The 14,074-nt window shown below is 62.2% G+C and carries 9 protein-coding genes; 3 read left to right on the forward strand and 6 right to left on the reverse strand.

Going from position 1 to position 14,074, the window contains the following annotated elements; translation table 11 throughout:
* From RBI05_RS14185 to RBI05_RS14195, 3 genes are all read left to right on the forward strand, one after another.
* A partial coding sequence (locus tag RBI05_RS14185; protein ID WP_310551594.1) for a non-ribosomal peptide synthetase occupies window positions 1–5,478 on the forward strand: 5,478 nt, incomplete at its 5' end.
* 13 nt (window positions 5,479–5,491) lie between these two features.
* Complete coding sequence (locus RBI05_RS14190) at window positions 5,492–6,250, forward strand: thioesterase II family protein (RefSeq protein ID WP_150456186.1); 759 nt, start codon at window positions 5,492–5,494, stop codon at window positions 6,248–6,250.
* A 41-nt stretch (window positions 6,251–6,291) separates the two neighbouring features.
* Window positions 6,292–8,559 carry an MMPL family transporter gene (locus tag RBI05_RS14195; RefSeq protein ID WP_310551595.1) on the forward strand — a complete coding sequence of 756 codons (2,268 nt, stop codon included), beginning with the start codon at window positions 6,292–6,294 and terminating at the stop codon, window positions 8,557–8,559.
* 121 nt (window positions 8,560–8,680) lie between these two features.
* On the opposite strand, the gene RBI05_RS14200 is transcribed toward RBI05_RS14195, so the two are convergent.
* The 6 genes from RBI05_RS14200 to RBI05_RS14225 all read right to left on the reverse strand — a co-directional run bounded on the left by RBI05_RS14200 (window position 8,681) and on the right by RBI05_RS14225 (window position 13,966).
* On the reverse strand, window positions 8,681–9,226 hold the full coding sequence (locus tag RBI05_RS14200; RefSeq protein WP_150456188.1) for an HXXEE domain-containing protein: 546 nt from the start codon (window positions 9,224–9,226) through the stop codon (window positions 8,681–8,683).
* Complete coding sequence (locus tag RBI05_RS14205) at window positions 9,211–9,945, reverse strand: 4'-phosphopantetheinyl transferase family protein (RefSeq protein ID WP_310551596.1); 735 nt, start codon at window positions 9,943–9,945, stop codon at window positions 9,211–9,213. The genes RBI05_RS14200 and RBI05_RS14205 overlap by 16 nt, the downstream gene beginning before the upstream one ends.
* A 612-nt stretch (window positions 9,946–10,557) precedes the next feature.
* Entirely contained in the window at window positions 10,558–11,289 is a 732-nt protein-coding gene (locus RBI05_RS14210; RefSeq protein ID WP_310551597.1) for a sugar phosphate nucleotidyltransferase, read from the reverse strand.
* A 78-nt stretch (window positions 11,290–11,367) separates the two neighbouring features.
* Window positions 11,368–12,102 carry a glycosyltransferase family 2 protein gene (locus RBI05_RS14215; protein WP_310551598.1) on the reverse strand — a complete coding sequence of 245 codons (735 nt, stop codon included), beginning with the start codon at window positions 12,100–12,102 and terminating at the stop codon, window positions 11,368–11,370.
* Window positions 12,099–13,157 carry a glycosyltransferase family 2 protein gene (locus RBI05_RS14220; RefSeq protein ID WP_310551599.1) on the reverse strand — a complete coding sequence of 353 codons (1,059 nt, stop codon included), beginning with the start codon at window positions 13,155–13,157 and terminating at the stop codon, window positions 12,099–12,101. The genes RBI05_RS14215 and RBI05_RS14220 overlap by 4 nt, the downstream gene beginning before the upstream one ends.
* A complete protein-coding gene (locus RBI05_RS14225; protein ID WP_310551600.1) occupies window positions 13,154–13,966 on the reverse strand; it encodes a glycosyltransferase family 2 protein in 813 nt (270 codons plus the stop codon). The genes RBI05_RS14220 and RBI05_RS14225 overlap by 4 nt, the downstream gene beginning before the upstream one ends.
* Between the last annotated feature and the right edge of the window lie 108 nt (window positions 13,967–14,074).

Consider the following 14,074-nt stretch of genomic DNA (forward strand, 5'->3'; position numbering starts at 1 on the left):
TATCTGGAGATCGGGCCGCATCCGGTGCTGTCGTCGGCGCTGCGCGATGCGACCGCCGAGCCGGAAGGCAGCGGCATCGAGCCTGCCCCCCAGAGCCCGGCTGCCGGCGAAGCGCCGGAGGTCCTGGCTTCTCGCGGTGGCTCTGCTTCCGGCGAGGACCTGGCTTCTCTCGATGGCTCTGCTTCTGGCGAGGGCGCTGCTTCTCTCGATGGCTCTGCTTCCCGTGGAAACCTTCCTTCTCGTAATACCTCTGCTTCCTGTGAAGTTCAAACTTCCCTTAAGGCCTTACCTTCCGGCGAAGCCGACTTCCCGGAGGAACGAGAGCCGCTGCTGCTGTCCTCGCTTCGCCGGGGCGAGGAGGACGCTTCCGTCCTGCTTGAAGGACTCGGCGAGCTGTACGCCGCCGGACTGGAACCGCTCTGGAGCAGCTTTTACCCGGCCGGGCCGGTATTGTCGCTGCCCCTCTATCCGTGGCAGCGGCAGCGCCACTGGTTCGAGCTGTCCGGCGGCACACTGTCCGCAAGCGCTTCGGAGCCTGCCGGCATTCCGTCCGCCCTCGCCATCTCCAGCGGAGCTGCTTCAGGCTCGCGGAGAGCATCCGGCCCATCCGCCCTGGCCGATTCGGCCCGCCGAACCGGCCAAGTTCTGCCGCTGCCGGCCTTGCTCGAGACATCCGCTGCGACAGACCTGCCCTCCGATGCCATTGAAGCGGAGCTGCGGCTGGAAGTTGCCCGGATTCTGCGCCTTCCCGCAGAGCGCATTCCGTTGAATCGTTCGCTTGTCCGGCTCGGTCTGGACTCGCTGATGAGCATTGAGCTCCGCGGACGGCTGCGCACCCGCTTCGGAGCCGATCTTCCCGTCTCCGATCTCCTTACCGCTCCCGGCATCGGCGAACTGGCACAGCGGTTATTGTCCCTGATGCCAAACGCCGCGCCCGCCGGGCCGGATGGATGCGGAGAGCCGGAGCTGCAGTGTGATCCCGCTTCGGCCCATGAGCCGTTTCCGCTGAATGACATTCAAGAGGCGTACTGGATCGGACGGGCTGCCGGCATGGAGCTTGGCAATGTATCCGGAGGACTGTTCCTCGAGTTCGAAGGTCCTCTGCTGGACCATTCCCGGCTGGAGTCCGCCTGGAACCGGCTCGTTCAGCGGCACGGAATGCTTCGGGCGTTCGTCCGGGCCGACGGAAGGCAGGAGATTCGTCCGGAAGTGCCGGTCAGCCGGATCGGCAGACAGGATCTGCGCTTCCGTTCTGCCGGAGAGCGTCTTCGGCTGCTGACGGAAATGCGGAAGCGGCTGACCCGCAGAGCAACGCCGGGCGAAGGCTGGCCCGGCTTCGAAATCTGCGTCGTCCGGCTTCCGCAGGACCGGCAGCGGACGATGTTTTTCTTCGACGGATTGGTGGGAGACGCCGCGAGTCTGATGATTCTGATGGAGGAATGGAGGCGGCTGTACGAGAACCCGGAAGCGGAGCTGGAGCCGCTTGAACTGAATTTTCGCGATTATACGCTGCACGAACAGAACCGCCGCTCGCTGCCGGAATATGAGTGCGACCGCGCCTATTGGCTTGGCCGTCTCCCTTCGCTGCCGTCCGCGCCGGAGCTTCCTCTCCAAAGACAGCCGGAATCCGTGATCCGCCCGGACTACGTCAGACGCACCTTCTCCCTCTCTCCCGGGGAGTGGGAAGCCTTCACGGAGCAGGCCAGAAATTACGGCCTCACCCCTGCGCTTGCACTCTGCGGAGCGTATGCGGAGGTTCTGCGCAAATGGAGCCGTTCGCCGGATTTCACGCTTAACCTGACGCTGTTCGACCGCCGGCCGGTGCACCCGCATACGGACCGCATTGTCGGTGACTTTACGAGCTTGCTGCTGCTGGAGGCTGAAGATGCGCCGGGCTTGTCTTTTGCAGCCAAAACTCTGCGTCTTCAGGAACAGTTCCAACAGGATCTGGGCCACACAAGGTTCAACGGAGTGGAGCTGATTCGGGAAATCAACCGCCGTTCGGGTCAGGCCCCGAAGGCCGTCATGCCCGTCGTGTTCACCTGCATGCTGCGCGATTTCGGAGAAGCGCTGGATTGGCTCGGCGATCTGAAGCACGGGACGGCCGAGACGCCGCAGATCTGGCTGGATCATGTCGCCGTACTGAACCGGGGCGCCGCCGAGCTGATCTGGGACTGCGTCGATGAGCTGTTCCCATCCGGCATGCCGGACGCGATGTTCGCTGCTTATACCGGTCTGGTCCACAGACTGGCCTGTGACCCTGAAGTCTGGGAAGCATCGGCTTCCGGAGTCCTCGTTCCCGCAGGCTGGCCAATCGAATCAGCCCCCGCCGGCCCGCCGGCGCTCCCCGGAGGTCTGCTGCATTTCCCGTTCCTGGATCAGGCCCGCCGCGATCCGCAGCGAATTGCCCTGATCGACGGTCCGTTCCGGATGACATACGGGGAACTGATGAAGACAAGCGGACGGCTGGGACAGCAGCTGCGCGGACTTGGCGCGCAGCCCAATGCGCTGGTTGCCGTCGTGCTCGAGAAGGGCTGGGAGCAGGCCCTGGCCGTCCTCGGCATCCTCCGGTCGGGTGCGGCCTATCTGCCGCTCGATCCCGGCCTTCCGGCGGAACGCTTGAAGCAGCTGCTGGAGATCGGAGAAGTCAGGCTGGCCGTTACGTCGGAGAACCTGATGAACAGTCTCGAGTGGCCGGACGGGGTAACTCCCGTAGTTCCCGAAGAAGCTTCCGAAGAAGCCTCCGAAGAAGACAGCGAACGCCTGCTTCCGGATCCGCTTCAGGGCCCTCGCGATCTGGCCTATGTCATCTTCACTTCGGGTACGACTGGTACGCCCAAAGGCGTGATGATCGACCATCTCGGAGCGCTGAATACGTGTCTGGACATCAATCGCCGATTCCATATAAACGAGCAGGACCGCGTGCTTGCGCTCTCGGCGCTGAACTTCGATCTGTCGGTCTACGATCTATTCGGAGGACTCGCGGCCGGAGCGGCGGTGGTCTTCCCCGGGGAAAACGGAAGCCGGAACCCGGTTCAATGGGCCGAGACCGTTGCCTGCGAAGGCGTCACCATTCTGAACACTGTACCGGCACTTGCGGGGCTGCTCGCCGAAGCTGCCGAGAACGGGACTCCCGGCAGACTGGACAGCGTCCGGCTGCTGATGATGAGCGGAGACTGGATTCCGCTGCCGCTCCCGGAGAGATTCCGCCGGCTCGCACCGGAGGCCGAGATTGTCAGTCTCGGCGGAGCAACCGAGGCGTCGATCTGGTCCATCTGCTATCCGATCGGAGAGATCGACCCCGATTGGACCAGTATTCCGTATGGAAGGGCGCTGAGCGGCCAATCGGTCCAGGTGCTTGACTGCGAACTGGAGCTCCGCCCCGCCGGCGTGCCCGGCAAGCTGTATATCGGCGGCGCCGGTCTGGCTCTGGGCTACTGGCGCGATCCCGGCAAGACCGAGGAACGGTTCGTCGTCCACCCCCGAACCGGAGAACGGCTGTACGATACCGGGGACTGGGGACTTTATCTGGAGGATGGAACGATCCTGTTCCTGGGCCGCGACGACGCCCAAATCAAGCTGAACGGCTACCGGATCGAGCTGGGAGAAATCGAAGCGGCGCTGGCGGAAGACGAAGCAGTGCGGGAATGCGCCGCATCTCTGATCCGGGACGAGCGGGGAAGCGGAAGTCTGGCGGCGTATATTGTCCCTTCCGAATCCGCCTCTCCGGGCGAATCCGGCGAGATCCGCAACCGTCTTGCCGCCAGATTGCCGTCTTATATGCTCCCTTCTCATCTGGTCTTTCTGGATGGCCTCCCGCTGTCGCCCAACGGCAAGGTAGACCGCAGCCGTCTGCCGCAGCCGGAGTTCGGCCATTCCGGCGGCGGCTCGCTTGAACCGCCGTCAACGCCGAACGAAATCTGGCTGGCCGGGCTGTGGAAGGAACGGCTGGGCCTGGATGCCGTCGGAAGGGATTCGAACTTCTTCTCGCTAGGCGCAAGCTCTGTCGATGCCATTCAGCTGTCAGTGCAATTGAACAAGAGCGGATATCCGCTCAGTCCCCAGGCTCTGTTCGAGCGGCCGACACTTCGGGCGCTGGCGGCGCTGCTCGATTCTTCCGCAGCTCCCGAGGCGAAAGCCGTTCAGCTGCATCCGGTGTCAGATGCAGACGGCCGGCCCCCGCAGCAGACCGCTTGTTCCAGCGGGAATGAAAGGGGCCTGCTCCAGCCTGTCACGGGCGGAGATGAGCGGACACTGCCTCCTTCCGCGGACTGGGGGCAGCGGGCGGAACGGGGACAGCGGGCAGAACGCACGCCGAGCTCGATTCTGCTGACCGGAGCAACCGGCTTCATCGGCGTTTACCTGCTGAAGGAAAGCCTGGAGCGGACGGACGCCGTAGTGCATTGCCTGGTACGGGGCGCAGGACATCAGGAGGCTTACCGCCGCCTGACGGAGCAGCTTCGCTGGTATTTTCCGCAGGGCTTGACCGAGGAGCAGATGTCCCGCATTTTTGTATATCCGGCAGACCTGACACAGGAACGGCTCGGACTGGACAGCGAAGATTACAACTTTCTCTGTCTCCTGGTCGATACGATCTACCACTGCGCAGCGGATGTCCGGCATTTCGGAAGCGAGGCGGCTTTTGAAGAAGTGAACCTCGAAGGGACCCGCCGCCTGCTTGCCTTCGCCCGGGAAGGCAAGGACAAGTCGCTTCATTATGTGTCGACCATTGCCGTCAAGGGGGAGGCTGAAGGTCCCTTCGGCGAGAAGGATCTCGATATCGGCCAACAGTTCGATTCTCCATACGCCAGGACCAAGTTCAAGGCAGAGATGCTGATTCGCAGCGAAATGGAGCGCGGCTTGGCCGCATCCGTCTATCGCCTTGCCTTTGTCGGAGCCGATTCACGGTCCGGCCGCTTTCAGCGGAATATGGCGGACAACGCGCTCTATACGAGTCTTCGGGCCATCTCCCGGGTCGGACTGGCTCCCCGTCTGGAAGCCGTCGTGGATCTGATGCCCGTTGATTTCATTGCAGCCGCCATTGTCGAACTGTCGCTGGTTCCCGCAAGTCTCGGCGAAACCTACCACCTCACCCATCCGAGGCCGTATGCCCATAGTGAGCTGATCGCCCTGCTGCAGGCTCTCGGGTATGCGATCTATTGGGCCGACCGGGCGGAATACCGGGAACTGCTGCTGGAGTGGAGCGAGGAACCGGAGCTCCGGCAGGATATCGCCTACCTTATTTCGCACATGGAGAGCGGAATTCTTCCACCCGAGCCGGCGGAGAGCACAGACACCCGGGCTGCGATGGCCCGCTTCGGAATCCGGCTCCGGCAGCCGGATTCGAAATGGCTGCGGCGCTCGATCTCCTATTGCATCGAGACCGGCTTCCTGCCTCCTCCGCCGTCCTGGGACCGCATTCAGCGCCTGGCCCGGGCAGAATCCGCAGCCGCCATGTCGCCGGATCTTATCTTCTAAGGAGGAATCGCATATGATTACCGCTTCAGAATGGTTTGTTGTTCGCCAGCCCAAACCGAAGGCCAAGCTGCGGCTCTTCTGCTTCCCCTATGCAGGCGGAACGCCCGCCGTCTATAAGGAATGGGGCGCGGCGCTGGAGGACATCGAGGTCTGCGCCGTCCAGCTGCCCGGACGGGGCATGCGGATGAACGAACCCGCATATGTTCGAGTGGAGCCGCTGGTGGAGGCTCTGGCGGAGGCGATGCTTCCTTATCTGGACCGCCCCTTCGCCCTATTCGGCCATAGTCTGGGCGGGCTGATTGCCTTCCAGACTGCACGGCTGCTCGAGGAGCGCTTCCGCCGGTCGCCGGTGCATCTCTTCATCTCGGGCCGCCTGCCTCCGCATGTGCCCGAAGAACAGGTTCATCATTTGTCCGATCCCGAGTTCATCCAGGTGCTGCGGGATTATAACGGGACCCCGCAGGAAGTTCTGAACGATCCCGATCTCATGTCCTATTTCCTGCCTGTGCTGCGGTCGGACTTTGAGCTCAGCAATACCTTCCGTCTCGAGGGGCGGCCCCAGTTGTTCTGTCCGTTCAGCGTGTACAGCGGAATCGACGATTCCCTGGTCGATCCGGAGCTGCTGGAGCAGTGGGAGCGGTATACCAAGTACCGCTTCTCGCTGCAAATGTTCCCTGGAGATCATTTTTATCTGAATGCCGATCAAGCCCCCCTCTTCGATATGCTGTACAACGAGGTGATGGACTCGCTGTATGCGAGCGGAGTCTGCTAAGCGGCCCGCCGCCAAATTAATTAGTGCCAGGAGGAATCTGAATGTTCGCCCGTATCGCTTCTGTATCTGCCCGCTGGCCCCGCACGGTGATCGCTCTGTGGGTTCTGCTGCTCGCCGGCTCCCTGCTGCTTGCTCCCAAGCTGCCCGACCATCTGACCAGTGAGGGCTTCAGTATTCCCGGGAGTGAATCCGCCCAGGCCTCGGAGCGCATCCGTACCGGGTTTGACGGCTTCTATGGCCAGACGCTCACGGTCGTTCTCGATCATCCGGGTTCTGCCGCCGGAGATACGCAATTTACCGAGAAGCTTCAGGCCGCCGAGAAGGCGCTTCGGGATGAACCGATTATCGCCCGCCTGACGAGTCCCGCTTCCAAAGGAGGCGAAAGCCTCGCCGACAAGAAGAACGGAAGAGTCTTCATCCAGATCGACATGGATGCCACGGAAAAGGAAGCCCGGGCGTTCATCCCGGTGGTCCGGGATAAGCTCCGGAGCGCCGGCCTGGACCGGGACGGCTTCCGCTTCGACATCACCGGAAGTCCGGCGCTGACCGAAGAGATGAATGAGGTCAGCCTAAGCAATGTGGAAATGGTCGAGAGAATCGGCCTTCCGATTGTTTTTGTGCTGCTGCTGCTCGTATTCGGTTCGGTGGTAGCCGCTCTGCTCCCGCTGCTGATGGGCATGTTCACTATCGTGCTGACGCTGGCCGTTATCTATCTCTTCACCCTCTATATGCCGCTGTCTTCCACGCTGACCAACGTCGTCACGATGCTGGGGCTCGGGGTCGCCATTGATTACGCGCTGTTCATCACTCAGCGGTTCCGGGAAGAACTGGCCAAGGGAAGCTCCTCTGCTTCGGCCGCGATACTGTCGCTCTCTACAGCCGGACGTTCGGTCTTTTTTGCGGGCTTGACGGTTATGGCGAGTCTCTCGTCGCTATTCCTGCCCAACACGATGTTCTTCCGCTCGATTGCGCTTGGCGGATTGGTGGTCGTCTTCGTCTCCATTCTGACCGCCTTCACCCTGCTTCCGGCGCTTCTGACCCTGCTCGGCAGCCGGGTGGACCGGCTGCGCATCCCCTTTGCCTTCAAGAGCAGATCGGGCAGCGGATTCTGGACCCGCTTCATCTCGGTGCTGCTGAAGCGTCCCGCGTTGTTCCTGACTATCGGGGTTCTCTTCTTCGCCGCACTCGCCTGGCCGATCAGCAAGCTGGAGATGCATATTCCGGTTGCCGCCTTCCAGGAGCTTCCCAAGGACAGCGAAGCGCGCCTCGGGATGGAGGCTCTGACCGAACATTACGGTCTGGGCGAGTCTTTTCCCGTTAAGCTGCTGCTGAATACGAACGGGGGCAGCGCGACCGGTGCCGAGGCCTTGAAGACCGTCGACCGTCTGACCCGGCAGTTCGGGGACAAGGACGGCGTCCAACAGGTCGTCAGCCTGACCTCGGTATATCCGGCCTCCCCCGAGCAGCTGGCGGCCGCCTATCAGGCGCCGGAACGTCTGCCGGCCGAGGCCCGCGCGCAGCTTCATTCGCTGCTCAGCCGGGACGGCCGCGAGACGTTGCTCTACCTCATTCCGAAGGAAGGCCCGACCAGCGAGAAGACGCGCGCGCTGGTGCGCGAGATTCGCGCCGAGCTTCCTTCCGCACTCCCGGGGGGCTACAGCGGACAGGTGACCGGCGAGACGGCGACGGGGATGGATTTTGACAAGCAGGTCACGGGAAGTCTGCCGCAGATCGTCCTCTACATTCTGATTCTCTCCTTCGTTCTGCTGGCGCTGGCTTTCCGGTCGCTCCTGCTGCCGCTCAAGGCGATTCTCCTGAACGGACTGGTCACCGCCTCCACGCTGGGAGCACTGGTCATTCTGTATCAGTGGGGACATCTGCCCGGCTCTACCGCACAGGCGCTAAATGTAGGGACTCCGGTGCTGATCTGCGCCATTCTGTTCGGACTGAGCATTGACTACGAGGTGATTATCGTCTCCCGCATCAAAGAAGCCTACAGCCGGGGCCAGGACAACCGAAGCGCCATCGTCGAGGGATTCACCGCCACCACCGGCATGATCAACGGCGCGGCTTCGATTATGGTGGTGGTATTCGGAGTCTTTCTGTTCGCCGGATTCCGCTTCGTGCAAGAGCTCGGAGTCGGGCTCGCGATCGCCATTCTGATGGATGCGGTTATCGTGCGGACGGTGCTGGTTCCCGCCTCCATGCAACTGCTCGGCAGACTCAACTGGTGGACGCCGTGGAATCACCGGACGCTGTTCCCCAAAGAGAAGAAGCCGGAAGGCAAGAAGTCGCCCAAGGCCGTCTGACCTCAGCTTTCCCCGCCCGATCCGGCAGCAAAAAGAACAGGCTCTTCGCATCAGCGAAAGAGCCTGTTTTTTTCGGTGTATGCCGCGGTCCTGGACTCCCGGCCCTGTGGGCAGAAATCCGTCACGCCTCGCGCGCCGGAGCCAGATATTTGCCTGCCAGGTAGCCGAAGCCGACCAGCGGAATCAGAATCGCTCCATAGGGAAGGCTCATCCAGATTTCCTTCCAGGACACCAGGCCCTCGTCCGTCAGCCGGTAGAACAGGTAAGCGGAGTAAGGAAGCGCAATCAGAACCGCGGTCACCACGCCCGGCGTGTAGCGCCGAAGCAGAATCGCGTGGCCCAGGTGGGTGAACACATGGATGAACATGACGGCGTTGATTCCCAGAAAGAAGGCGTAATGCTGCCGCTCGGCGGCGGCGAAGGTAATCGGAACGAATGCGATGAATTCGAACAGCACCGGAACGGCGAACCGCGATCCGGTCAGCCTGCCGTATCTGCCGGCGATCCGGGCGGCCGGAGCGGGAAGTCTGGAGATCAGCCAGGCGCCGTGTTTCTGCGTCCATCCTTCCATAAAGATAATTTCCTCGAAATCATGAATGATAAAGGCCGCCAAAAAGAGCCAGATAAGCGCCGAGCTGCCAATCTGGGCGTTCAGCGTGTCCAGCATGCCGATCCCTCCTCTGCACCGATCCTCCCTGGCCGGGAGCGGACGGTCAGGAACTCATCCAGATCCATCCGTCTCTCCTCCCGGCATTCACTTCCGTCACTTGCACACAGCGCCATCATATGCCGCTCATCCAGCTTCCATGCCCGGTGAAGCCAACGCTCTTCGGTATCTCTCCGAAGAACGGTGCCCGTCCCGCCGTTCACCGAGAAGGAATCGAGGGCCAGCGACAGGCCAAGCCCGACCGCCTTGATGTAGCTCTCTTTCAATGTCCACAGCCGGTAGAACAGCTCCCCGCGCTCTTCGGGCGATGCGGCATTCAGCAACCTGCGCTCCTTGTTATGAAAGAACCGCTCCGCAATCTCCAGCGGCGCTTCCCGCAGCTCCTCCACGTCCACGCCCACCGGGGCAGCGGCAACGGCGCAGACCACCCAATCTCCGGAGTGGGAGAGATTGAAATGTACGCCGCCCGGCGCAGCGAGCAGCGGCTTGCCGTATTCGTTGTGATCGAATACCAGCGTATTCGATCCTTCCGGCGGCAGATTCAGATGCCGGACCAGCGCCCACCGGATCAGCGCATCGCCCAGCAGCGAGCGCTGGGCATCCCGCGGGCGGGCAAATTTGGCGATGCGCTCTCTTTTGGCGGGATCGGTCTGCTCCAGAAGCATCCGGTATTCCGGACCGCTCAACTCGCGGCTTAACCGCAAGGCATAGATCTCCATTCGTCTTGCTCCTTCCTGTAGAGCAGTTCGTCTTCCCGGCAGTGCCGGTAAGAGGCAGACACGGGAAACGCGGCAGCGTATCTGTACCATTTCGGCATTTGGGAAGTATTTCCTCCCCAAGCCCGGAACAAAGACGCGAACCGTGAGGAGACGGCTCTTCTTCCGGTTCGCCAACGCTAAAAGGCGCTGCCTTGCGGCGGTCCGTGCGGATAGAACGGGCGATGTGCACTTCCGCATAAGCACTGGTAGATTTGCTATGTATGCTTACTTTTTATCCATTTGAATAGGAGCAAAACCAAAAGAATCAGAAGAATCGTCATCATAACGGGCCAAATTGTGTACACCAACTCTTTCATTGAAACTTTCCACCTCTCCATTGGTATAATAATCCACTTATGATCATTATATATAAAAATACATTTTTAGGATTATTTTTTTAGGAGAAAGGCACTTACCGCTCTGCTCGCAGCAATGGCTTTATCCATTCGCACATGAGCGAATCCAATGATCGTTTAGCACAAGCACCCTATTTCTAAACACTCGTCACAACCTCTACGAAGTTTCCACCAAAAAGAAAGACCGCCGACACGTTGTCGACAGTCTGACGCTGCCTTACGGCAGCGCATCCTTCAGCTTCTCTCCGGCTTCCCTGAGCGAATCGAACGTGCCGGCATCGCTCCACCAATCCTTCAATACATCATAGCTCAGCTTGCGGGCCGAAGCATACAGGTTATTGACATCCGTAATTTCCAGCTCGCCCCGCCCCGAGGGCGACACCTGCCGGATAAGCCTGAATACCTCGGTGTCATACATATAAATTCCGGTTACGCAGTACCCGCTTCCGGGATGCTCCGGCTTCTCCTCGATTCGGACGATCCAGGCGGGGTCGCCTGTGTCGAATACCGGAACCCCATAGCGGCGCGGATCATCCACCGGTTTTAGCAGCACCTTGGCGGTTCCCGCGGGCTGCTTCAAATACGCATCCGCATAGGGAGCCAGATCATCCTTGAACAGATTGTCTCCCAGCAGCACGACAAAGCGCTCTCCGGGCGGAACAAAATCCCTCGCTGCCTCCAGCGCCTGTGCGATTCCTCCAGCGGATTCCTGCACCCGGTAGGTGATCGAGACGCCCAGATCCGCCCCGCTGCCGAGAAAATCGGCGTACATCCCGGCCGACTGGCGGGTTACCACCAGCAGTATGTCGGTAATGCCTGCCCTGCGCAGCCGGTCGATTCCATAGCAGATCATGGGATACTTCCCGACCGGGAGCAGATGTTTGTTCAGCATTCGGGTGAGCGGATACAATCGGGTTCCCGTCCCCCCCGCCAGTATGACTCCTCTCAAGGCTCTCCCCTCCCACAATAGTCCATCCTGCATGCGCGCCTGCCTAATCTTCCGGTTCTTGCGCAGCGACTCCTTCTTCTACACAAAATCCAGCGGATCGACGCCCCATTTCTCCTGAAACTGGCGGCGATTGCGTTCAACCAATTCCTGCCATCCGGCCGGCCGGAGACTTCGGAAGCTGGCGCTCCCCTCGTGATGGACCAGACAATCGCCTGCAATCAGAAGCCGATAGCCCTTCAACCGGGCGCGGTAGCAGTAGTCATCATCCTCATAATGCCCCGGTGAAAAACGCTCATCCAGCGGCCCCAGCGCCTCCAGCACCTCGCGCCGGAACAGTAGGCAGAGGCCGACCAGACGCCGGGTCTCCCGCCACCGCGACGGATCGGGGACATTCCACTTGGCGGCGGCCTCCCTGAATCCGCCCGGTCCGCTGCAATCGACCGTCACCTGCTGCCGCCCGCTGGCATAATTCGTGACCGGCCCTACCAGACCAATATCGGGCGCGCTGTACAGCGCCGCCTTCAGATTGGCGAGCCATCCTGGCGCTACCACCACATCATTATTAAGCAGCAGCAGCTCATCGCCCGAAGCCAGCGCAAGCCCGTAATTGCAGGCAGCGGGAAATCCCAGATTGCGGGGAAGCGAAATGAAGGCGATCCGCTCCATCCGGCAGAACTCGCCGGTGCCGTCGTCCGATCCATTGTCGATAACAAGCAGCTCGTGCGGCTCCGGCGTCGCTTCCCGAATGGAAGCGATGCAGGAACGAAGCAGCGGCAGACCGTTGTAAGTCGGAATGATAATGCTCGTTGTCATTTCGCGTTCCTCCATGCCGCCACGATCCGGCGGTATGCCGTATTCTGCGGAGACAGATGACCAGACCCGGGGAGCCTGCACCCCGGAGGAAGAGAACGGCCCTCTGCGCCCCGCCGGGCCAGCAGTTCTCCCAGCGCTTCGGCATGATCGCCGGCAATGAGCTGCTCCATCCGGTTGCCGCTTCCCGTGTTGTCGGCGCCCCGGCGGCGGTTGCGGCGGATCACATCGACCGTTCCGGCCGTCTCGACGCGCAGCCCTTCCAGAACGGCGATCGCCTGCGCCCTCGGCGGTACGACGAGCCCCGAAGGACCGATTGTCTCCAGAGCCCGCCGCGAGAGAGCATGCGGAACCGCCGTCATCGAAGCGGCGCCGAGATCCCTCCGCCCGAGCGCTTCATTCAACAGCAGCTTGCAGCGCGTCACGGTATCTGCGGCGGAGAACGGGGGCAACAGCGGTCCAAGATCGTTGAGGGCGGCGTCTGTCCCTTTGTCTACGGCGGCGGCAAAGGGATACAGGTCCTCGGCCGCAATCGGAAGATCTCCGTCGAGGAACAGCAGAATGCCGCCCCGGGCGAGCTTCGCTCCGATGCCGCGGCCTACGTCGTGGCCTGCCGCCTCCGGGCAATGAACGATGATCACTTCCGGGAAGCGGCGTGCGGCTGCGTAGCTGCCGTCCGTGCATCCGTTGAGCACGACGATCAGCTCGTCGGGCTTGAGCCTTGCGGCTTGGCGGAGTACAGCCGGCAGCGTCTGCTCTTCATTGCGCGCCGTGACAATAACGGACACGCGCTCCCGCAGCGGCGGGAACGGGCCGCCGGGAGTAATCCGGGGGGCAAGGGCGGCCCGGGGGGCAAGGGCGGCGTTGGCCGCAGCGGACGCACCGGTTCCGTTGCGGCTCGGCCGGCCCAACCCGCCGGGGCGCCGGCCGGAACGGCCGGTCCCCGCCTCTCCCCGTCCCTGTCCCTGTCTCTTGGCGGCACTGGCCCGAAGAGCCTTGCCCCGACGGCCGAAGCCTGCGCCGCGTCTCCCCTTCCGGACTTCGCGGCTGCTCTTCATCGCACCATCTCCCTTCGGCGGGCGCCGTCCGTGAAGCCTGCGCGGGGCCCCCGCTCCCGCAGCAGAAGTTCCATCGCCACCAAGTGGTCGGCGAAGACCACATCCTGCAGCGGATCGCGCCCCGCGTTCCGGCGCCGGACCGGATTGAGCCGGCCAACGGGCACATGCGAAGCCCGGACAACCCGCAGACCGTCCAGCACGGCTCGGGCCAAGGCTGCGGGTGGGACGGCAAGCAGATCGCCAAGCCGCTCCGCCGCTTGCCGGCTCAGCGCGTGGGGAACTGCCGTCAGGGAGCAGCCTTTCAGATCCGGGCGGCCGAGCAGCGCGTTAAGCCCATGCTTGGCCAGCACGATCGGATGAGGCTGCCGCCGGGAGACCGGCCCGGAATAATCGTTGAGCGCTACGTCTGCCCCCACGGCTACCGCCTCCACGAACGGGCGAAGCCGTGCGGCCGGAATTACCATATCTGCGTCAAGAAAAAGCAGAATATCGCCGCTCGCCTCCCTCGCTCCCGCCCGGCGGCCGACATCGTGGCCGAGCGGCTCCGGAAAGTTCAGCACCCGGGCGCCTGCCGCTGCGGCAATTTTGCCCGTCCCGTCCGAGGAGCCGTTGTCAACGACGATCACTTCGGTCCCCGGAGCAACCGACCGGGCCGCGGCGATGACGGCCGCGATGGTCCCGGCCTCATTCATTGCCGGGATGATGACGGATACGGAGGGACCTCCGTCCGCCCGCAGCATCCGAAGCTGCGCGCCTTTCTGAACGGAACCGCCCGATCTGCCCGTCTTTCGGGCTGCCGCTCTCTTCATGCGTCCCCGTGCTCTGCGGCTTCCCGTACCTGCCGGTCTGCCTGGGGATTTTCCGTTTCTGGATTTCAAGCTCATCCACCTCACTTGCCGGATGCTTCCCTCGTCTTG

This window comes from Paenibacillus glufosinatiresistens (genome assembly GCF_031470375.1).
Classification (GTDB): Bacteria; Bacillota; Bacilli; order Paenibacillales; family Paenibacillaceae; genus Paenibacillus_AQ; species Paenibacillus_AQ glufosinatiresistens.

Coding starts and splice junctions, on each gene's coding strand:
- RBI05_RS14190 (WP_150456186.1), top strand. CDS start 5,492: ATGATTACCGCTTCAGAATGGTTTGTTGTTCGCCAGCCCAAACCGAAG.
- RBI05_RS14195 (WP_310551595.1), top strand. CDS start 6,292: ATGTTCGCCCGTATCGCTTCTGTATCTGCCCGCTGGCCCCGCACGGTG.
- RBI05_RS14200 (WP_150456188.1), bottom strand. CDS start 9,226: ATGCTGGACACGCTGAACGCCCAGATTGGCAGCTCGGCGCTTATCTGG.
- RBI05_RS14205 (WP_310551596.1), bottom strand. CDS start 9,945: ATGGAGATCTATGCCTTGCGGTTAAGCCGCGAGTTGAGCGGTCCGGAA.
- RBI05_RS14215 (WP_310551598.1), bottom strand. CDS start 12,102: ATGACAACGAGCATTATCATTCCGACTTACAACGGTCTGCCGCTGCTT.
- RBI05_RS14220 (WP_310551599.1), bottom strand. CDS start 13,157: ATGAAGAGCAGCCGCGAAGTCCGGAAGGGGAGACGCGGCGCAGGCTTC.
- RBI05_RS14225 (WP_310551600.1), bottom strand. CDS start 13,966: ATGAAGAGAGCGGCAGCCCGAAAGACGGGCAGATCGGGCGGTTCCGTT.